Source organism: Kitasatospora sp. NPDC052868, assembly GCF_044547105.1.
GTDB lineage: Bacteria > Actinomycetota > Actinomycetes > Streptomycetales > Streptomycetaceae > Kitasatospora.
The window spans coordinates 273277-291819 of record NZ_JBITZW010000002.1 but is presented as its reverse complement, the minus strand read 5'-3'; the positions used below and the strand labels follow the sequence as shown (position 1 = coordinate 291819).

The following is an 18543-nucleotide window of genomic DNA, read 5'->3' as shown; positions in this document are numbered from 1 at the left end:
CGGGACTCCTATGCTGCCGTGATGATCAAGCCGATTGAACTGGTGATATTCGACTGCGACGGGGTGCTGGTCGACAGCGAACGCATCGCGGCACGCGTCCAGGTCGCGCTGGGCGCGGAGTTGGGCTGGCCGCTGACCGAGGGCGAGGTGGTCGAGCGGTTCATCGGGCGGTCCACCGCCTCCATCGCCGAACAGGTCGCCGCCCGGCTGGGGGCCGAGACGGCGGTGCTCTGGGGGAGGCGGTTCGAGCAGCTCCACCGTGAAGCGGTGGACGAGGGGTTGCGACCCGTGGCGGGCCTGCCGGAGGCGCTCGCCGGGATCGCCCTGCCGACCTGCGTGGCGTCCAGCGGATCCCACGAGAAGATGCGGCACACGCTCGGGCGCACCGGGCTGTTCGGTCACTTCGAGGGCCGCATCTACAGCGCGACGGAGGTCGACCGGGGCAAGCCGGCGCCCGACCTGTTCCTGTACGCCGCCGAGCGGATGGGCGTCGACCCGGCCGCGTGCGCGGTGGTGGAGGACAGCCGCCCGGGTGTGCAGGCCGCCCGGGCCGCCGGGATGCGGGCCTTCGGCTATGCCGGGGGGCTGACCCCGGCCGAGCGGCTCGAAGGGCCCGCCACCGTGGTCTTCCACGACATGCGCGAACTGCCCGCGCTCATCGGCGGGTCGGGGCGGTAGCGGCGCGGCCGTGCCGCACTCCTGCGGGGCCGTCGGACCGGCTGCGGCGAGGAAATGCGGTGCCGGTTGTCACACCTCCCCGCTACCGTGCCGCCATGACGGAATTCGTACTCGTAGCAGGTGCGTGGCTGGGATCCTGGGCGTGGGACGAGGTCGTGCCCGAGCTGCGGGCGGCCGGCCACGGCGCCCATGCGCTGACGCTCTCGGGCCTCGCGGAGCGGCAGGGCCAGCCGGCCGGCCAGCAGACCCATGTCCAGGACATCGTCGACGAGATAGCGCGCCTCGACCTGCGCGACGTCGTGCTGGTCGGGCACAGCTACTCGGGCATCCCGGTGGGGCAGGCCGCCGAGCGGATCGGCGACCGACTGCGCCGCGTGGTGTTCGTGGACTCCAACGTCCCGGCCGACGGCGAGTCCTTCGTCTCGGCCTGGCCGGAGGGCCGGTCGATGGTGGAGGGTTCGATCGCCGCGAACGGCGGCTTCTGGGCGCCCCTGAGCGCCGCCGACTTCGCCGGGCAGGGCCTCACCGACGAGCAGATCGACCGGATCACGGCCGGCTCGACGCCCCACCCGGGCGCCACGCTGACCGAGCCGTCCGTCCTGCGCCGCCCGCTCGGCGAGCTCCCGGCGACGTACCTCAAGTGCGTGCTCGACGGCCCGGAGCCGATGGCGGCGGTCGCCGAGCTGCTGGAGAGCGAGCACTGGGAGCTGGCCGAACTGGGCACCGGTCACTGGCCGATGTTCTCCGAGCCGCAGGAGCTGGCCCGGATCCTGCTCCGGTCGGCCGCCGCGTCGCCGGCCGCGTAGCCCGCTGAGGGCGGCCGCCTCCGGGCGTGGAACGGGCATGAACGGCACGACCCTGCCGACGGTTGGCGGCTGCGCCCAGGAGCGCCGCCCGTCGGCAGGGCCCGCCTTCACCTGCTGCGGTGACGCGGCGCGGTGCGGTCGGTCGCCGGTCCGTCAGCCCACCCGGACCCGGACCTCCTTCGCCGCCAGCACCTTGCAGGACGACGCGCCGCCCGTCTGGCGGCAGGTGGCCCGGTCGACGTAGTTCCAGGTGAGCGTGGTGGATCCGGCCGCCACGGCGGTCCAGACCTGGCGAACGGTGTGGCCGCACCCGGCGGAGTCGGGCGGGCAGGTGGTCAGCGCGACGTCCGCACCGCGCCGGACGACGGCGGTGTCGCCCGAACCCGCCAGCTCCCAGCCGTGCGGGAGCGGCGCGGAGCGCAGGCCGACACCCACCGAGCCCCCGACGACCAGCTGGACGTCGGACGGGTCGAAGGGGGGCAGCCGGCCGCCGCCGACCGCCTCCGCGTCGCCGTCGGCGGGGAGCGTGACGACGGCGTCCGGGTCCTTGCCCGCCGGGTCGGACGGCGAGGACGAGCAACCCGCCAGCGGTACCAGGACGGCGAGCAGCGCACCGGCGACCGCACGCCGGACGGCCGGACGACCCGTCATACGCCCAGCTCCCGGATGTCGCGCCGCAGTGCGAGCATCGCCGAGACCTCCGCCAGCCAGCGCGCGAACAGGTGCTCGCGCCCGAGGTCGGCGCCGCTCGCCGCGGCGGCCTGCAGCCAGCTGCGGACCAGCGCGCGGCCGCTCTGGCCGATCACCGGCTCGGGCAGGTCGAGGGCGGCGGCGAACCCGCCGGCCCTGACGTGCTGGGCGAGGAAGCCGAGCGGGTACGGGCCCACGCCCGCGGCTTCGGCGTGGTGGGTCGCGGCGATCGCGGCCTCGGTGAACAGGGCCTGGCGCGGGCCGCCGGCGAGCAGCAGGCCCCGGGTGATGGCCGCGGGGACATCGAGGTCCGCCAGTTCGGCGTCCGGCCGGACGGTGGTCATTTCGGCAGCTCCAGGGCGGTCGACTTGTTCAGGGGGTGTTCACCGGGGGTCAGTCCGCCGAGCTGGCTGTTGACGAACTGCTCCTCGGTCACCCAGGAGGTGAAGCCCCAGGGGTTGTAGACCTGCAGCTTGTCACCGTCGCGTCCGATGATCATCATCTGGTGCCCGGAGTCGTTGTTGCGCACGGTGATCGGGACCGGAAGGCCCTCGTCGACCGACTTCTCGATCCGGGCCAGCGCGGCCCGGCGGTCGTCGTCGTTCTTCAGCTCGACGTGCTCGTAGTCGGCGCCGGTGGCCTTGCCGAGGTCCTTGTCGGCCAGGTAGGTCTGGGCGGTGCTGCCGAGGCCCTTGTCCTCCTGCGGGTAGGTCTTCCTCCCGTCGGCCTTCTGCCCCTGGATGTACTCGTCGATGTAGGTCTTCTGCAGCCGCTGCTCGAAGTTCTGCGGGGAGTCCGAGCCGGGCACGTCCGGCGTCCCGCCGGTGGTGAGCTGGAACATCAGCAGCGGGTCCAGCTTGGCCTGGGCGATCACGGTGGACGCGGCCACGCAGTCGCTGACGTCGCGCTGGGAGTAGACGCCGTACCCGTCGATGTTGACCTGCTGGCCCTGGTACGTGACGTCGATGTTGTCCGAGGACTCCCGCCCGGTGTCCCCGGTGGTGGTCGCGGGAACCAGGTGCTGGGCGAGCCAGGCCGGGTCGTCGCCGTGCGGGTGGATCGCGGCGTCGAACTTCTGGATGTCCGCCACCGAGTGGCCGGCCGCCAGCGCCTTCCAGAGGTACGCGGCCTCCTCGGGCGACTTGGCGCCGGACAGCAGGGCGCGGAACGCCATCTGGTCGGCACCGGTCATCACGCCGAGGGTCTGGGTGGCCCGGTCGAGCTGGTTGGGCGTGAGGATGTAGCCGCCGTCCTCGCCCGCGCCCGGGTTCTTCTCGGTGGCCAGGACCACGGCCGCCAGCGGGTCGATCGACCCCTGGCCGGCGCGCTCGGCGCGGGCCATCGAGGCGAGCTGGTTCAGCCGGCTGGCGGTGCTGGTGCCGCAGCTCTCGGCCCGTCGGGCCGCGGACAGCCGGGCGCCGACGCCGGCCATCGCGGACTGCATCGCGCCCTGGTCGAAGCCGCCCAGGTCGTCCTTGATCTTGTCCCCGGCGGCCTTCAGCTGCCGGCAGCCGTCCGAGTCGGTCTTCTGGGCCCACTCCAGGTCGTTGGCCCAGGCCTCCAGCAGCGTGGCGGCCGAGGCGAGGGTCTCCTTGGAGGTGGTGGTCTCCGCCGACATCGCGTGCACCGCCTGGGTGGCGTGCTCGGCCACCGAACCGGTCCAGACCGCGGGCAGCTGGTTGGTGGCGATACCGGAGAGGTCCTGTGCGGCGCTCGCGAAGGAGGCGGACGCCTGCGCGTAGTCCTTCGCCCGGGCCCGCACGGCGCCCGGATCACCGACCGGCGGGGGCACCGCCAATGCCTCGTTGATCCCCTGCAGCAGGTGCAGGTTGGGGAGCATGAACTGCGGCTGCTCGATGTTGTGCTGAGCGTGCTCCAGATCCTTGACCTTGCTCACCGGCCGCCACCCGCCGTCACCAGGGACGCGGTCACGGCCTTTTCGGCGTTGCGGTAGTTGGTCGTGGTGGTCGCCATCTTCTGCGACAGCTCGTCAAGGGCCCGCTGGGTGACCGATATCTCCTTGGACCAGGCGACGTCGAAGCTCGACCAGGCCTTGTCCATGCCGAACTCGCCGAACGCCGTCGACGCGTAGCAGACCGAGCCGGCGAACGCCGTCTTGGCCGCCGCGATGTCCGTCGCCGTCTTGTTCAACTGCTCGGTCACGCCGTTCAGGCCCGCCACGTTGACGCGGTATCCGTCCGATCCGCCGCTGCCGCCCGGCGCTGCTCCGCCGCTCATGGTTCCCCCGTTGTGTCAGGTACGTCCTGTCCGCAATGACTCCGGTGCCCGCGCAACTGGAGGCGTGGACACCGGAGGCAAGAGCCTAACGCCTGCCGGGGACACCCCGGACGGCGAGGCTGGCCGGTCAGCGGTGGCGGGTGCGGGTCGGACCGGGCCGCCATCGGCCGCTGGTGAAGGGCCGGTGACGAACGGTCGGGAGCTGGTGGTGGCGGGGTCGACCTCCCTGCGTCCGGCGTTGGCGCATATGTAGACCGGTCTACCTGTGCTCCCGCTCGGACCCTCTCGGAAATAGGTAGACCGGTCTACCTGCGTGTGTGCACTCGGTGAGAATATGTAGACCGGTCTACATGAAACCTGCCAATCAACCGACCGGTCTACATATTTGGCCGCCCGCCCGCCCGCCCGCCCGCCCGCCCGCCCGCCCGCCCGCCCGCCCGCCCGCCCGTCCGCTCGCCTCGGGATTCTGTAGACCGGTCTACCTGCTGGCAGAATCTACCGACCGGTCTACATAGTTCTTCTCGGGCGCCGGAGCCTGAGGAGGCTCCACCTCCCGGCGGCGGTAGCGGCGGTCGGTGGCGGTGCACCCCGCGAGCAGCAGGGCCGCGGCCGCGGCGGCGACGGTGATCCGGAACGGGGCGGTCGGCGCGAAGTGGTCCGCGGACCAGCCGCCGAGGAAGGTGCCGGCGGACTGCGCCAGGATGATGGCGCTGACCAGCGCGGCCATGGCCTCGCCGAGCCGGGTCGGCGGGACGGTCCGCTCCACCAGGCCGAACATGGTGATCATCTGCGGCGCCACGGCCACCCCCAGGCAGCCGATGGCGGTGGCCAGGAGGCCGATGCCGCCACCCGAGAACAGCAGCAGCACGGACGTGCTGAAGAGCAGCACCGTCCCGACCCGCAGCCGCAGCGGCAGCTCCCAACGCGCGGGCAGGGCGGCCGTGGCGATCCCGGCGAACGCACTGGTGAAACCCATGAAGCCGTAGAGCAGTCCGGTGGCGCCGGGCTGCCCGAGCGCGTCCGTGGTGGCCGTCACCCCGACCTGTACGGAGCCGAAGCAGGCGCCCAGCAGCGCCATCCCCGCCAGCAGCAACACGTACGGCGTGGTCAACAGCCGGTCGGCCGACCGGATCCGGCGCCCGCCCGTCGCGGGGGCGCCGGTGCCGGGAGCGGTTGCCCCCGGCACGCCCGCCCCCGGAGCACCCGCCCCGGGGGCACCCGCGCCCGGAGCGGCCGTCGGGTGCAGGGCGAAGAGCGTCGCGCAGACGCCGACCAGCGCCGCCGCCGTGAGGAGTCCGGCCGCCGGCGAGGCCAGCGTGGCGAGCACGCCGACCAGCGCGGGGCCGGTGGTGAAGCTGACCTCGTCCACGATGCCGTCCAGCGAGAGCATCGAGGACGTCAACTTGCCGTCCCCGCGCGCCAACCGGACCCAGCGGCTGCGCGACAGCGGTCCGACCAGCGGGACGGAGAGCCCGATCAGCGCGGCCGCTGCGATCTGCCAGCCCAGCGGGAGGTCGCGCTCCGAGGCGCCGACCAGCGCGAGGATCGCCAACGCGTTGACGGCCGCCGCGACCAGGCCGACCGTGCGCTGCCCGCGCCGGTCGGCGAGCCGGCCGATCAGCGGTCCGCCGACCGCCTGGCCGACGGCCAGCGCCCCGGCCACCAGTGAACCGAGCCAGACGCTGTCGGTGTTGCGGGTGACCAGGAGTAGCGTGCCGATCGGGCACATCGCGTTCGGCAGCCGCCCAAGCAGCGACCAGAGCAGCACCCGGCCGCCCGTCACCCGCGCCACCGCGCGGAACCCTCCGACCACGGACACCATGACGCCCCCACACGGAGCCGGCGCGGGCGCCCGCCTCCCACGCCGGCCCGACCAGGTGAAAGGGGACCTGCGGGTGAGCCTCGACCGTATGGTTCGGACGAACCCGCGGGTAACCGTGCGATCACCCAGTGGAGTCGACCGTTCGTCGCGGACGGGGTTGGAGGACCACCCAAGCCGGGGCCGGCCGGCTCGGGGTTGGCTCGGGGTCCGCCCACGTTCGAGCCCCGGCCGCCCTCCGCCCACGTTCGAGCCGCGGCAGCCCTCCGCCCACGTTCGAGCCCCGGCCGCCCCGGCAGCCCCGGCGCGCTGCGGGGAGGGCGGGCCGGGCTCAGCCCACCAGGTCCTTGCGGATCTGGTCCAGGATCAGCCCGGCGCCGGTGTAGCCGATGCCGAGCATCCACAGGTTGTCGTCCACCTGGTAGACCCGCCCGTTTCGCACCGCGTCGAGGTTCCGCCAGAGCGCGCCCCCGGTGATCCGGCCCTGGTCGGACTTGGCCGCGTCGCCGTACACCGAGTAGAAGATGACGTCGGCGGCCGCCTGGTCCACCTGCTCGGGGCTGATCTCCAGCGAGAAGCCGGGCTTGTCCTGGTTGGCGGGTCGGCCGACGCCGAGGTCCTTGAAGACCGAGCCGATGAAGGTGTCGTTGAGGTAGAGCCTGGTCGGCGCGCCGGCCAGGAAGCGGGCCATCCCGACCCTGGTGGCGGCCGTCTTCTCGGGCCCGCCGAGTGCGGTGACCAGCGCCCGCACCTTCTCCTGGTAGTCCGCCTCCACCGCCGCGGCCTCGGTCTGGCGGCCCAGCGCCTCGGCGTGCAGCCGGAAGTTCTCCTTCCAGGCGGGGCCGGTGGTCTTGGTCAGGACGGTCGGCGCGATCTTCGACAGCTCGTCGTAGCGTTTGTCGTCGCGGACCTGGTTGCTGAGGATCAGGTCGGGCCGCAGGGCGGCGATCGACTCCAGACCCGGCTGGCCGATGACGCCGACGGGCTTGGTCCCGGTGAACCGCGCGGCCGGCAGATAGGCGGAGAACGGCGCGCCGTCGCTCACGGTGGTCGCGCCGACCGGGGTGACGCCCAGCGCCACGGCCGAGTCCAGCGAGTCGGTGTCGAGGACGACCACCCGGGCCGGGCGCTGCGGGACGGTGCTCTCGCCGCGCGCGTGCCGGACGGTACGGGTGCCACCGGACGAGGCCCCACCCGAACCGGCCCCGCTCGAATCGGCACGGGGCGCGTCGGCCCGGGGCGCGTCGGAACCACTCGAACCGCAGGCCGCGAGGACGAGCCCCGACCCCGCGGCGGCAAGGGCGGAGAGCGCGGCGCGGCGGGTGAACAGATAGGGCATCGGGCGGCTCCAGAAGGTCCGGCGACAGGGCCGACCGCATTCCTGCCCGGCTGCCGCAGCGGCTACGCCTGGTCGCCCGCGCCGGTCTCCGGCCTTCGCTGGCGCAGCAGTTCGCCGTACTCGGTGTGCACCCGCCGGTCCAGGGCGAGCGCGAACTGGGCGTCCGCCACCGTCCGGGCGAGCGGGCGCACGCGCTGGATCTGCTCGGTCAGCCGGGCGGCCTCGCCGGGGGGCAGCGGGGCGTCGCCGACGAGCGCGCCGAGGATCTGCTCGCGGACCAGCACGGTGAAGATCTCGGCGATCGCGTCCGCGTGCTCCTGGGTGCGGCGGCTCGCATCCAGGACGAGCGACAGCGGTACGCCCTCGGCCACCAGGGCCCTGGTGGCGTCCATCAGTCGCCGACTGATGTGGGTGATGCCGTCGTCCTGGACGGTGACGTAGCCCTGGGCGATGGACTCGGCGGTGTTCTCCTCGGTGAGCTGGTCGCCGAAGGCGTCCTTCAGCTCGTCCCAGTCCAGGTGCACCGGCGACTCGTCCGACCAGGGGGCGATGATCGCGGCCTCCAGCCCGATCAGCTCGGCGACGTCCCGGCCGCTCTCCCCGGCGCCGATGAGTTCGGCGATGCCGCCGAGGGTGTGGCCGCGTTCCAGGAGTTCGGCGATGACCCGCAGCCGGGCCAGGTGCGCCTCGCCGTACCAGGCGATCCGGCCGTCCCTGCGCGGCGGCTGGAGCAGCTTGCGCTCGCGGTAGAACCGCAGCGTACGGGTGGTGATACCGGCCGCTTTGGCCAGTTCCTCCACCCGGTACTCGCGTTGTCTGTCGCCCGCAGCTGCTCTGACCTTGTCCACGGCGCTCAGCATAGGACTGGCGGTCGTCGAGGTGCTGCGATCACGGCAACGCGGTGGCCACCGGTGCGCGGCCACCGCAGAAACGAGGCGGCCGTCGAAGCGCGGCCACCACGGCAACGGGGCGGCCACGGCAGCACGGGCGTCACCGAAACGAAGCGCCCTTGCTTCTTCCATCGGCTGTCAGCAAGGACTACCCTGCCAATCGTGCCAGTGATTGCTGGCGCGATTGGCGGGGTAGTTCCCCGAACAGGACGCCCGGGGTGCACACGCGGACCGCCTGCCGCGACTGCACACCGCGACAGCACACCGCGCACGGCACACCGCGCACGGCACACCAAACACCGCAGTGCGTACCTCACGCCCCCACCCCCAGGAGGACGCCGCATGGCATCCAGCACCAAGCGCCCACGGCCCGCCGCCCCCGGCGAGGGTTCGCCGGCCGACGTCCCGCACGTCCGGGTGGCGGTCATCGGCTCCGGCTTCGGCGGCCTCGGCGCCGGCGTCCGGCTGCGCCGCGCCGGGATCACCGACTTCGTCGTCCTGGAGCGCGCCGACTCGGTCGGCGGCACCTGGCGTGACAACAGCTACCCCGGCTGCGCCTGCGACGTGCCCTCGCACCTCTACTCCTTCTCCTTCGCGCCCAACCCCGACTGGCCGCGCAGCTTCTCCGGCCAGCCCGACATCCGCGCCTACCTGGAGAAGGTCGCCGACGTCTTCGGCCTCCGCCCCCACCTGCGCTTCAACACCGAGGTCACCGAGGCCCGCTGGGAGGCCGAGCAGACCCGCTGGCGGATCACCACCACGGCCGGCCAGTGGACCGCCGACGCGATCGTCTCCGCCGCCGGGCCGCTCGCGGACCCGCAGGTCCCCGACCTGCCCGGCCTGGACGCCTTCCCCGGCAAGGTGTTCCACTCCTCCCGCTGGGACCACGAGTTCGACCTCGCGGGCAAGCGGGTGGCGATGGTCGGCACCGGCGCCTCGGCCGCCCAGATCATCCCGTCCATCCAGCCCCGGGTGGGTAGGCTGACCGTCTTCCAGCGCACCCCGGCCTGGGTCCTGCCGCGCCGCGACCGGGAGATCACCGCCGCCGAGAAGTGGCTGCACGGGCGGCTGCCCGTCACCACCAAGATCCGCCGCGGGGCGCTCTTCGCGCTGCGCGAGCTCCAGGTGGACGCCTTCGTCCGTCGGCCCGGTGCGCTGCGGCTGGTCCAGCAGCTCGCCGAGCGGCACATCGCACAGGCCGTCGCCGACCCGGCGCTGCGGGCCAGGCTCACCCCCGACTACCGGATCGGCTGCAAGCGCATCCTGCTCAGCAACACCTACTACCCGGCGCTCGCCGCCGCCAACACCGAGGTGGTCGCCGCCGGCCTCTCCGAGGTACGCGGCTCCACCCTGGTCGCGGCCGACGGCAGTGAGCACGAGGTGGACGCGATCGTCTTCGGGACGGGCTTCCACGTCACCGACATGCCCATCGGGTCGCGGGTGTTCGGCGTCGACGGCCGAAGCCTCGCCGAGGAGTGGAAGGACGGCATGGAGGCGCTGCGCGGCTCCACCGTGCACGGCTTCCCCAACCTCTTCTTCGTCATCGGGCCCAACACCGGCCTCGGCAACAGCTCGATGATCCTGATGATCGAGTCCCAGCTGAACTACCTGGTCGACGCGCTCACCACGCTCGGCTCCGTGGGCGCGACGGCGATGCAGCCCACCGCCCGGGCGCAGCGGCGCTGGAACCTCGAACTCCAGCACCGGATGGACCGCACGGTCTGGACCACCGGTGGCTGCCGCAGCTGGTACCTGGACGGCAACGGCAAGAACACCGTGCTCTGGCCTGCCTCCACCACCGCGTTCCGCCGCGCCACCCGCCGGGTGGACCTCGCCGAGTACGAGCTGATCATGCGTCCCCAGCCCGCACACGGCACGCCCGCCCACCCCGGTACGCCCGAGGAGGCCCTGGCGTGAGCCCCGTCGTCCCCGCCGACTGCGTACCGCCCGCCCCGGCCGAGGAGTCGTGGATCCGCTCGGCCGACGGCTTGCGGCTGCACGTCGAGATACACGGGCAGTCGGACGCCCCGACCGTCGTCCTCGCCCACGGCTGGACCTGCTCGACCGCCTTCTGGGCCCCGGTGATCCGCCAACTCGCCGACCGCTACCGGGTGGTGGCATACGACCAGCGCGGCCACGGCCGCAGCGAGGTGCCGCCGAGCCGGGCGCGCTACTCCACCCGGGCGCTCGCCGAGGACCTCGAGGCCGTGGTCGTCCGGACCGTCCCGGCGGGAGAGCGGGCCGTCCTCGCAGGCCACAGCATGGGCGGCATGACCATCATGGCCGGCGCAGACCGCCCCGCCGTCGCCGACCGCACCGCCGCCGCTCTGCTGGTCTCCACCGGACCGGACCGCCTGCTCGCCGAACTGCGGGTCCTCCCGGACGTGTTGCGCCACCCGGGGTTGCGCCGCCTGCTGCACCGGCGGGTGCTGCGCTCCCGGCTGCCGCTCGGACCGGTCGGGCCGGGCAGCCGGGCCGCGCTCAAGTACGCCACCATGGGCGCCGGTTCACCGGCGGGCCTGGTCCAGGCGGCGGCCAGGGTCGTGCACGCCTGCCCGACCGCGGTCCGGGCCGAGTGGGCCGGTGTACTGGACACCCTGGACGTCACTGCGGGGCTCCGGCGGCTGGCCGCGCCGACCGCCGTGATCGTCGGTACCGATGACCGGCTGACGCCGCCGGTGCACGCCCACCGGATCGTCGCGGCGCTGCCCGACCCGCAGGGGCTGCTCCTGCTGCCCGGGGTCGGCCACATGGCGCCGCTCGAGCGGCCCGCCGAGGTCGCCGCCGAGATCCACCGCCTCGCGGTCGCCCACGTGCCTGAGGTCCACCTTCGCACCGGCCAGAGCCACAGCCACAGCCACAGCCAGAGGAGTGTCACCGCATGAACGCCACCCCGCCGCTGTCCGAGCAGGTCGTCGTCATCACCGGTGCCGCCCGCGGCGTCGGTGCCGCGCTGGCCCGCAAGCTCACCCTGCGCGGCGCCAAGGTCGCCCTGGTCGGCCTGGAACCGGCCGAGCTCAAGGTCGTGGCCGCACTCTGCGGGCCGGCCGCCACCGCCTGGGAGGTCGATGTCACCGACATCGACGCACTCGGCGAGGCCGCCCGGCAGATCCAGGAGCACTACGGCCGGATCGACACCGTGATCGCCAACGCGGGCATCGCGCTCGGCGGCCCGCTGCTGGAGAGCGACCACCGCGCGTTCACCCGGGTGATCGAGGTGAACCTGCTCGGCAGCGTCGCCACCGCCCGGGCCTTCCTCCCGGCCCTCACCGAGAGCGGCGGCTATCTGCTCCAGATCGCCTCGCTGGCCGCGATGACGCCCGCGCCACTGATGAGCGCGTACTGCGCCAGCAAGTCGGGCGTCGAGGCCTTCGCCCACTCGCTGCGCGCCGAGGTCGCCTACCAGGGGGTCAAGGTCGGTGTCGGATACCTGAGTTGGACCGACACCGACATGGTGCGCGGCGCCGACCAGGATGCCGTCCTCAAGCAGATGCGGGCGCGGCTGCCCTGGCCGGCCAGCAAGACGTACCCGCTGGAGCCGGCGGTGGACCGCCTGGTCGCGGGCATCGCACGCCGCTCGGCGCACGTCTACGCCCAGGCCTGGCTGCGCGGCATGCAGCCGATGCGCTGGCTGCTGCCGACCCTGATCGCCAAGGCCGGTGCCCGTGACGTCGCCAGGCTGGCCCCCGAGATCAGGGCCACCGCCGCGACCCGGCTGCGACCGGTGGGCGCCGGCGGCGCTGCCGACACCGCGGCCCGCACCGAACAGGAGCCGACGGTGTAGCGGCCCCGCAGCTCAGGCGGCCGTCCGCTTCAGCACCTCGTACCCGCGCTGGACGAAGCGTCCGTCCAGCGCGGGGCCGCAGTTGGCCAGGGCGGCCACGGCGGTGGCGGTCTGCGGGCAGAAGCCGACGAACGAGGTGAAGCCTCGGGTCGCACCGGAGTGGAAGAAGATGTCCCGGTCGGCCAGTCGGCGGTGGTTCCAGACCAGGCAGAGCTGGTCGGTCGAGTGCGGCAGCCGCAGCCGGGGTCGCTGGACGTCTGCCGTCGCCCGGCCCAACTCACCCTCTTCGGTGGAGAGGTGGGCCATCAGGTAGCGCAGCAGATCGGCGCCGCCGGCCCGGACGGCGCCGGCGCCCGGCAGGCCGGGGATGTGCCAGGGCGGCAGCGGCCGGCCGAGCCGGTGCCCGACGGCGCGGTCGGCCGCATCGGGGTGGCAGCTGGTCGATCGGAGTCCGAGCGGGCGGCAGATCCGTTCGGCGAGCAGCTCGGGGTACGGCGCCCCGCCCGCCTCCGCGAGCAGCCGGCCGAGCAGCGCGACCCCGTAGTTGGAGTACCGGACCAGGCTGCCTGGCCTCCTCCGTACGGTGGTTCGCGCCAGGCCGTCCCGCAACTGCTCGTCCCGGTAGGCGGCGTACGGGTTGCTGAACCAGGTCGGCACGGCGCCGGCGAGCAGCCCGGGCGGCAGCCGGGGGAGCCCGGAGGTGTGGGTGGCCAGGTGCAGCAGCCGGATCGGGCCGCCGTGCCGGACGGTGGCGGGGTGCCAGCTGTCGGGGAGGTGGCGTTCCACCGGGTCGTCCAGGGCGAGTTCGCCGCGGGCGACCAGCGCGGCGAGCAGCAGGGCGGTGAACGTCTTGGTGACCGAGCCGAGTTCGAAGACGGTGTCGGGGGTGCACGGATCGCCCCCGTGGGTCAGCCGGCCGTGGCAGCGCACGGCCTGCCGGTCGCCGCGCGCCACCGCCAGGGTGACGGCGGTGGCGTGCGGTTCGGCGGCCCGGACGAGCTCCGCCAACTCCCGTTCGCCGTAGTCGTTCACGCCGAAGGCTCCGCTTCCTCGGAGGTTCTCACGCCGCCACGGCCGCGCCGCCGAGCGCCCGCGACAGGGTGACGGTGCCGGCCACCACGGCGACCACGGCGGTGTGTTCGTGGTCCTGGAACGCCTGGGCCGGATCCTCCGCCACGGGTTCGGAGTTGTCGCGCGGGATCAGCCCGTCCTCGCGCTGGACGGCGGCCAGCGCCTCCCAGCCCTGCATGCCGCCCACCGGCTCGCCGATGCAGGAGTCCACCACCAGCAGCTCGCCGACCAGGTCCCACTGGCCGACCTCCAGCCAGATGTCGATCCAGGCCGGCAGCCAGGTCCGGACGTAGTCGCGCATCGGCTCGGGCAGGCCCTCGGGCCGGGCGCCCCAGTCGGTGAGGTGGAAGACGGCGTGGGTGATGTCGTAGCCGGTCATCCAGTCCACCGCCCACGGTTCCGGAGTGGCGCCGAGCCAGGTGCCGGCGGCGAGTGCGGTCCAGTCGTCCGGCTGGTTGCGCAGGCCCACCACCCGGCGGGCGTTGGCGACGGCGAGGCGTCGGCTGGGCAGGATCTCCGCGGCCTGGACGGCGCGCAGTCTGCCGAGCGACTCCAGCAGCTCCTCCATCGCGGGGTGCCGGTAGCCGGCCCGTGCGAAGTGGACGTACGTCTCCAGTGGGTCGGTCATCACCAGGTGGCGCAACTGCCGTTCATACAGCAGGTTTCCGTCCCGGAGCTGGGTCCATCCGAAGTCCAGCAGCTCGCGGGCGATGCGGGCGTCGTGGGGGCCGGTGACTCCGTCGCGCAGGACCAGCGAGGCCGCCAGCGCGCACTCGCCGAGGGGTTTGTAGGCGTTGTTGGGGTCGGCGAGGTCGATGGTGATGTTGTCGGAGAGCCGGCCGAAGCCGAGCTCGTGCGAGCCGTGCAGCCAGGCCATCGCACGCGAGCCCAGTTCCTGGGCGGTGGCGAGCATCCGGTTGTCCGTCATGACTGTCCTCCGTCCACGGCGGTCCCCAGCAGGGCCTCGGCGATGGCGAGTTCGAGTGCGGTGCGGGCGCTTCCATCGCCGACGACGTGGATCCGTTCCAACACCGGTTCGATCTCCAGTGGCAGTGTCTGTCCCTGGGCCTGGGCCCAGGCGAGCCAGCGGGCGAGCCGGGCGGCCACCCGGTGGTCGCGGCGCAGCATCGAGCGGACGACGCCCCTGGCGAGCTCCGTCGGGTGCGCGAGGGCGGTCTCCTGGACCGGGCCGTGGAGGCCCGGCAGGGCCAGCGCGGAGAGCTGGGCCATCCGGACGGACCAGGCCTGCCAGGCGTGGGGCTGAGGTTGCGGAGCGTGGTCGGGCTGTGGGGCGGTGACGCCGGGAGCGGGCAGGCCGCCCGCGGTGACGGAGTGTACGGACCGGGTCAGCAGGATTCCGGTGGCCCAGTCCCGCCAGGCGGCGATCAGCGCGGGCCCGTCCGGGTCTCTGTCCGGGTCTCCGTCCGGATCGCCGACGCCGGAGGACCACGGCGGGGGCGGGGGAGCGGGTGAGGGGAACACCTCGTGCGCCTCGGCCACCAGCCAGGCCGTCTGCTCGTCCGGCGCGGCCCCGCCGAACAGCTGCGGTGCGAACATGTCGGGTCCGAGCACTCGGACGGCGGCCAGCAGCGGTCGGAGCGGGTGGGCGGTGGCCGGGTCGGAGCCGGGTTCGGCGAGCGTGACCGCACCCCCGGCGCCCCGGAGGGCGTCGAGGGTCCGGCCCGCCACCCGCTCGACCGCTGCGGCGTATTCGTCGCGGAGCGAGGTATCGGCGAATGGCATGGTTGTGTGGTCCTCCTTGAGGAAGGCTTCACGGCGTCTCACGGGGAGGCCTCGGAGACCGGGGCCCCGCGGCGGAGGCTTCGTGCGGGCCTGGCGCCGTCACCGGCTACCGGGTCTTCTCCTTGGGCTGCTTCGGGGACAGCAGCAGGGCGAGCCCCACCAGCAGCAGCGCGGCGGCTTCGGGGCGGTACGTGGGCGCGTCGCTCACGGCGGCCTCGTCCTCCACCATCAGCGCGCCGAGCGCATCGAGTTCGGCCCGGGTCGCGAGCGGCGCCGGGGCCCTTCCGGTCAGGTGCTGAGCAAGCATCAGATGTGCCTCCTCAATAGAATCTTCATCGCCTGGTCAGGCGATGCCCCCGATCGACCATACGAGCACGAACCATCGATTGCATCCGCAAGGCTCTGATCTGCGAAGTTACCGACGCGTTGGGTAGGGGGGCGATGAGTCGGTACGGTCAGGGGCATGACCACTGCCTTGATCACCGGCGCGACCGCCGGCATCGGAGCCGCCTTCGCCAGGCGGCTCGCCCGGAGCGGCTACCGGCTCGTCCTGGTGGCCCGGGACACCGAGCGGCTGGAGCGTTCGGCCGCCGACCTGCAGGCCGAGTTCGGCGTCGACACCGAGGTGTTGACCGCCGACCTCGCCACGGAGGACGGCATCGCCGCCGTCGAGGCCCGGCTGGCCGACGGCGCCCGCCCGGTGGACCTGCTGGTGAACAACGCCGGCTTCGGCAACAAGGGCGCCTTCCTGACCGTCCCGCTCCAGGACGAGCTGGACATGCTCAAGGTGCACGTGGAGGCGATCCTGCGGCTGACCACGGCCGCCCTGCCGGGGATGCGCGAGCGCGAGCGGGGCGCGATCGTCAACGTGGCCTCGGTGGCGGCCTTCCTGCCGCGCGGTACGTACGGCGCCAGCAAGGCCTGGGTGGTGAGCTTCACCCAGGGCGTGCAGCGGGACCTCGGCGGCGGCGGGGTGCGGCTGATGGCGCTCTGCCCGGGGTTCACCCGTACCGAGTTCCATGCGCGGGCGGGCATGGGCACCGGCAACATCCCGTCCTGGGGCTGGCTGTCCGCGGAGCGGGTGGTCGGCGAGGCGATGCGGGACCTGGCCCGCGGCCGCTCGGTGTCCGTCCCGGGCCGGCGCTACAAGATCGCCGTCGCGATCGCCCGGCTGCTCCCCTCGGGCAAGCTCGGCGGGGTCTCCGCCAAGGCGGCGCGCACCTACCGGACGAACTGACCGCACCCACACCCAGGGCGCCGCGTCGCACTCCCGCCGGGGGGTGCGACGCGGCGCCCTGTGCGTGCCGCACTCTCGCCGGGGGGTGCGACGCGGCGCCCTGTGCGTGCCGCACTCTCGCCGGGGGTCCGGCGGCGCGGGAATAGAGTGAGCCTCACTATTAGCTTCGCTAACTATGAGCTATTCTCGCTATGCTGGCGGCGGCCCGACCGCGGTGCCCGGCGTGCCTGCCCCAGGCCCAGTGCGCGCCGCACCTGCCATGCCCGCCGCACCTGCCATGCCCGCCGCACCTGCCATGCCCGCCGCACCTGTTACGCCCACCGCAGCAGACGCACCCGCCGCGCCACCGCGCGCCCGACCGAGGGAGGCCCGCCCTTGAGGCCCGACGGCATCCGATGGACCCCGCCCGCCCGCGCCGAGGGCGAGCCCCGCCCGCCCGCCCAGTGGCGGCGCATCCTCGCGCTGTTCCGCCCCTACACGGGCCGCCTCACCACCGTCGGGCTGCTGGTGGCGGCCTCCGCCGTGGTCTCGGTGGTGTCGCCGTTCCTGCTGCGGGCCGTCCTGGACACCGCCATCCCGCAGGGCCGGACCGGGCTGCTGACCCTCCTCGTGCTCGGCATGATCGCCACCGCCGTGGTCAACAGCGTCTTCAGCGTGGTGCAGACCCTGATATCCACCACCGTCGGCCAGCGCGTCATGCACGACCTGCGCACGGCCGTCTACACCCACCTCCAGCGGATGTCCCTGGCGTTCTTCACCCGCACCCGCACCGGCGAGGTGCAGTCCCGGATCGCCAACGACATCGGCGGCATGCAGTCCACCGTGACCTCCACCGCCACCTCGCTGGTCTCCAACTTCACCAGCGTGGTCGCCTCGGTGGTCGCCATGGTCGCGCTGGACTGGCGCCTCACCGTGGTCTCGCTGCTCCTCCTGCCGCTGTTCGTCTGGATCAGCCGCCGGGTCGGCAGCGAGCGCAAGAAGATCACCACCGAGCGACAGAAGCAGCTGGCCGCGATGAGCTCGGCCGTCCAGGAGTCGCTCTCGGTCAGCGGCATCCTGCTCGGCCGCACGATGGGCCGCTCCGGATCGCTCTCCAAGGACTTCACCGAGCAGTCCGACCAGCTCGCCGAGCTGGAGGTGCGCGCCAGCATGGCGGGGCGCTGGCGGATGAACACCATCCAGATCGTGATGGCCGCGATGCCCGCGGTGATCTACTGGGCGGCCGGCCTCGCGGCGGCCGGCGGCTCGCCGATCGTCTCGATCGGCACTCTGGTCGCCTTCGTCTCGCTCCAGCAGGGACTGTTCCGCCCGACCATCAGCCTGCTCTCCACCGGCGTCCAGGTGCAGACCTCGCTGGCGCTCTTCCAGCGCATCTTCGAGTACCTCGACCTGCCGGTGGAGATCGCCGAGCCCGAGCGGCCGGTCACCCTGGACACGATCCGGGGCGAGGTCCGCTTCGAGGGCGTCGACTTCCGCTACGACCCGGAGCAGGAGCGGCCCACCCTGTCCGGGGTGGAGCTGAAGGTCCCGGCCGGCGGCTCGCTCGCCGTGGTCGGCGAGACCGGATCCGGCAAGACCACCCTCAGCTACCTCGTCCCCCGCCTGTACGACGTGACCGGGGGCCGGGTCACCATCGACGGCGTCGACGTCCGGGAGCTCTCCTTCGACACGCTCGCCCGGGCGGTCGGCGTGGTCTCCCAGGAGACCTACCTCTTCCACGCCTCGGTGGCCGACAACCTGCGCTTCGCCAAGCCGGACGCCACCGACGCGGAACTGGTCGCCGCCGCCGAGGCCGCGCAGATCCACGAGACCATCGCCGGACTGCCCGACGGCTACGACACCCTGGTCGGCGAGCGCGGCTACCGCTTCTCGGGAGGGGAGAAGCAACGGCTCGCACTCGCCCGGACCATCCTGCGCAACCCGCCGGTGCTGATCCTGGACGAGGCCACCAGCGCGCTGGACAACCGCACCGAGCTCGCCGTCCAGCAGGCGATCGACACCCTGGCGGCCGGCCGGACCACCATCACCATCGCCCACCGGCTGTCGACCATCCGCTCCGCCGACCAGATCGTGGTCCTGGACCGCGGCGAGGTGGCCGAGCTGGGCACCCACGACGGGCTGGTCGAGGCGGACGGCCGCTACGCGGCGCTGCTGCGCCGGGAGGCGCCGGTCGCCGCCGCGCCCGCGTAGGGCGCGGCAGCCGGGGACGCGGCGCGGGATCGGACGGTGCGCGATCGGACGGTGCGCG

18 protein-coding genes are annotated in these 18543 nt (G+C 73.4%); 7 read left to right on the top strand and 11 right to left on the bottom strand.

Going from position 1 to position 18543, the window contains the following annotated elements; genetic code table 11:
• Positions 1-21: 21 nt before the first annotated feature.
• Together ACIGZJ_RS04945 and ACIGZJ_RS04940 are read left to right on the top strand one after the other, a co-directional pair.
• Positions 22-678, top strand: coding sequence for an HAD family hydrolase (locus ACIGZJ_RS04945; RefSeq protein WP_396455963.1), 657 nt, complete (start codon positions 22-24; stop codon positions 676-678).
• 95 nt (positions 679-773) lie between these two features.
• On the top strand, positions 774-1484 hold the full coding sequence (locus ACIGZJ_RS04940) for an alpha/beta fold hydrolase (RefSeq protein WP_396455962.1): 711 nt from the start codon (positions 774-776) through the stop codon (positions 1482-1484).
• Between the two features lie 153 nt (positions 1485-1637).
• On the opposite strand, the gene ACIGZJ_RS04935 is transcribed toward ACIGZJ_RS04940, so the two are convergent.
• The 7 genes from ACIGZJ_RS04935 to ACIGZJ_RS04905 all read right to left on the bottom strand — a co-directional run bounded on the left by ACIGZJ_RS04935 (position 1638) and on the right by ACIGZJ_RS04905 (position 8430).
• Positions 1638-2135, bottom strand: a complete 498-nt coding sequence (locus ACIGZJ_RS04935; protein ID WP_396455961.1) for a hypothetical protein — start codon at positions 2133-2135, stop codon at positions 1638-1640.
• The gene (locus tag ACIGZJ_RS04930) at positions 2132-2518 is read right to left on the bottom strand and encodes a hypothetical protein (RefSeq protein ID WP_392931473.1); all 387 of its coding nucleotides are present in this window, start codon (positions 2516-2518) and stop codon (positions 2132-2134) included. Before ACIGZJ_RS04930 ends, ACIGZJ_RS04935 begins: the two co-directional genes overlap by 4 nt.
• On the bottom strand, positions 2515-4071 hold the full coding sequence (locus tag ACIGZJ_RS04925) for a hypothetical protein (protein ID WP_396455960.1): 1557 nt from the start codon (positions 4069-4071) through the stop codon (positions 2515-2517). The genes ACIGZJ_RS04930 and ACIGZJ_RS04925 overlap by 4 nt, the downstream gene beginning before the upstream one ends.
• Positions 4068-4412: a type VII secretion target gene (locus ACIGZJ_RS04920; protein WP_396455959.1), complete on the bottom strand. Its 345-nt coding sequence runs from the start codon at positions 4410-4412 to the stop codon at positions 4068-4070. The genes ACIGZJ_RS04925 and ACIGZJ_RS04920 overlap by 4 nt, the downstream gene beginning before the upstream one ends.
• A 478-nt stretch (positions 4413-4890) precedes the next feature.
• Positions 4891-6234, bottom strand: coding sequence for an MFS transporter (locus ACIGZJ_RS04915; RefSeq protein WP_396455958.1), 1344 nt, complete (start codon positions 6232-6234; stop codon positions 4891-4893).
• A gap of 328 nt (positions 6235-6562) precedes the next feature.
• The gene (locus ACIGZJ_RS04910) at positions 6563-7570 is read right to left on the bottom strand and encodes an ABC transporter substrate-binding protein (RefSeq protein WP_396455957.1); all 1008 of its coding nucleotides are present in this window, start codon (positions 7568-7570) and stop codon (positions 6563-6565) included.
• A 62-nt stretch (positions 7571-7632) separates the two neighbouring features.
• Positions 7633-8430, bottom strand: coding sequence for a MerR family transcriptional regulator (locus tag ACIGZJ_RS04905; RefSeq protein WP_396455956.1), 798 nt, complete (start codon positions 8428-8430; stop codon positions 7633-7635).
• A 372-nt stretch (positions 8431-8802) separates the two neighbouring features.
• On the opposite strand from ACIGZJ_RS04905, the gene ACIGZJ_RS04900 reads away from it, so the two are divergent.
• From ACIGZJ_RS04900 to ACIGZJ_RS04890, 3 genes are read left to right on the top strand one after another with little or no spacing between them, the layout of a single operon-like run.
• The gene (locus ACIGZJ_RS04900) at positions 8803-10377 is read left to right on the top strand and encodes a flavin-containing monooxygenase (protein WP_396455955.1); all 1575 of its coding nucleotides are present in this window, start codon (positions 8803-8805) and stop codon (positions 10375-10377) included.
• Complete coding sequence (locus ACIGZJ_RS04895) at positions 10374-11345, top strand: alpha/beta fold hydrolase (protein WP_396455954.1); 972 nt, start codon at positions 10374-10376, stop codon at positions 11343-11345. Before ACIGZJ_RS04900 ends, ACIGZJ_RS04895 begins: the two co-directional genes overlap by 4 nt.
• The gene (locus ACIGZJ_RS04890; protein WP_396455953.1) at positions 11342-12244 is read left to right on the top strand and encodes an SDR family oxidoreductase; all 903 of its coding nucleotides are present in this window, start codon (positions 11342-11344) and stop codon (positions 12242-12244) included. Before ACIGZJ_RS04895 ends, ACIGZJ_RS04890 begins: the two co-directional genes overlap by 4 nt.
• Positions 12245-12256: 12 nt before the next feature.
• Here the strand turns inward: ACIGZJ_RS04890 and ACIGZJ_RS04885 are convergent, their stop codons facing one another.
• The 4 genes from ACIGZJ_RS04885 to ACIGZJ_RS04870 form a co-directional block, all read right to left on the bottom strand.
• A complete protein-coding gene (locus ACIGZJ_RS04885; protein ID WP_396455952.1) occupies positions 12257-13276 on the bottom strand; it encodes a serine hydrolase domain-containing protein in 1020 nt (339 codons plus the stop codon).
• Between the two features lie 28 nt (positions 13277-13304).
• Positions 13305-14243 carry a DUF6895 family protein gene (locus tag ACIGZJ_RS04880; RefSeq protein ID WP_392931451.1) on the bottom strand — a complete coding sequence of 313 codons (939 nt, stop codon included), beginning with the start codon at positions 14241-14243 and terminating at the stop codon, positions 13305-13307.
• Positions 14240-15058: a hypothetical protein gene (locus ACIGZJ_RS04875; protein WP_396455951.1), complete on the bottom strand. Its 819-nt coding sequence runs from the start codon at positions 15056-15058 to the stop codon at positions 14240-14242. The genes ACIGZJ_RS04880 and ACIGZJ_RS04875 overlap by 4 nt, the downstream gene beginning before the upstream one ends.
• A 106-nt stretch (positions 15059-15164) precedes the next feature.
• The gene (locus ACIGZJ_RS04870; RefSeq protein WP_392931447.1) at positions 15165-15365 is read right to left on the bottom strand and encodes a hypothetical protein; all 201 of its coding nucleotides are present in this window, start codon (positions 15363-15365) and stop codon (positions 15165-15167) included.
• Positions 15366-15521: 156 nt separating this feature from the next.
• Here ACIGZJ_RS04870 and ACIGZJ_RS04865 point away from each other — a divergent pair, with 156 nt between their 5' ends.
• Both ACIGZJ_RS04865 and ACIGZJ_RS04860 read left to right on the top strand, forming a co-directional pair.
• Positions 15522-16295: an SDR family NAD(P)-dependent oxidoreductase gene (locus tag ACIGZJ_RS04865; RefSeq protein WP_396455950.1), complete on the top strand. Its 774-nt coding sequence runs from the start codon at positions 15522-15524 to the stop codon at positions 16293-16295.
• A gap of 375 nt (positions 16296-16670) precedes the next feature.
• Positions 16671-18485, top strand: a complete 1815-nt coding sequence (locus tag ACIGZJ_RS04860; protein ID WP_396455949.1) for an ABC transporter ATP-binding protein — start codon at positions 16671-16673, stop codon at positions 18483-18485.
• Positions 18486-18543: the final 58 nt, after the last annotated feature.

Coding starts and splice junctions, on each gene's coding strand:
- ACIGZJ_RS04945 (WP_396455963.1), top strand. CDS start 22: ATGATCAAGCCGATTGAACTGGTGATATTCGACTGCGACGGGGTGCTG.
- ACIGZJ_RS04940 (WP_396455962.1), top strand. CDS start 774: ATGACGGAATTCGTACTCGTAGCAGGTGCGTGGCTGGGATCCTGGGCG.
- ACIGZJ_RS04935 (WP_396455961.1), bottom strand. CDS start 2,135: ATGACGGGTCGTCCGGCCGTCCGGCGTGCGGTCGCCGGTGCGCTGCTC.
- ACIGZJ_RS04930 (WP_392931473.1), bottom strand. CDS start 2,518: ATGACCACCGTCCGGCCGGACGCCGAACTGGCGGACCTCGATGTCCCC.
- ACIGZJ_RS04920 (WP_396455959.1), bottom strand. CDS start 4,412: ATGAGCGGCGGAGCAGCGCCGGGCGGCAGCGGCGGATCGGACGGATAC.
- ACIGZJ_RS04915 (WP_396455958.1), bottom strand. CDS start 6,234: ATGGTGTCCGTGGTCGGAGGGTTCCGCGCGGTGGCGCGGGTGACGGGC.
- ACIGZJ_RS04910 (WP_396455957.1), bottom strand. CDS start 7,570: ATGCCCTATCTGTTCACCCGCCGCGCCGCGCTCTCCGCCCTTGCCGCC.
- ACIGZJ_RS04905 (WP_396455956.1), bottom strand. CDS start 8,430: ATGCTGAGCGCCGTGGACAAGGTCAGAGCAGCTGCGGGCGACAGACAA.
- ACIGZJ_RS04900 (WP_396455955.1), top strand. CDS start 8,803: ATGGCATCCAGCACCAAGCGCCCACGGCCCGCCGCCCCCGGCGAGGGT.
- ACIGZJ_RS04890 (WP_396455953.1), top strand. CDS start 11,342: ATGAACGCCACCCCGCCGCTGTCCGAGCAGGTCGTCGTCATCACCGGT.
- ACIGZJ_RS04880 (WP_392931451.1), bottom strand. CDS start 14,243: ATGACGGACAACCGGATGCTCGCCACCGCCCAGGAACTGGGCTCGCGT.
- ACIGZJ_RS04875 (WP_396455951.1), bottom strand. CDS start 15,058: ATGCCATTCGCCGATACCTCGCTCCGCGACGAATACGCCGCAGCGGTC.
- ACIGZJ_RS04870 (WP_392931447.1), bottom strand. CDS start 15,365: ATGCTTGCTCAGCACCTGACCGGAAGGGCCCCGGCGCCGCTCGCGACC.
- ACIGZJ_RS04865 (WP_396455950.1), top strand. CDS start 15,522: ATGACCACTGCCTTGATCACCGGCGCGACCGCCGGCATCGGAGCCGCC.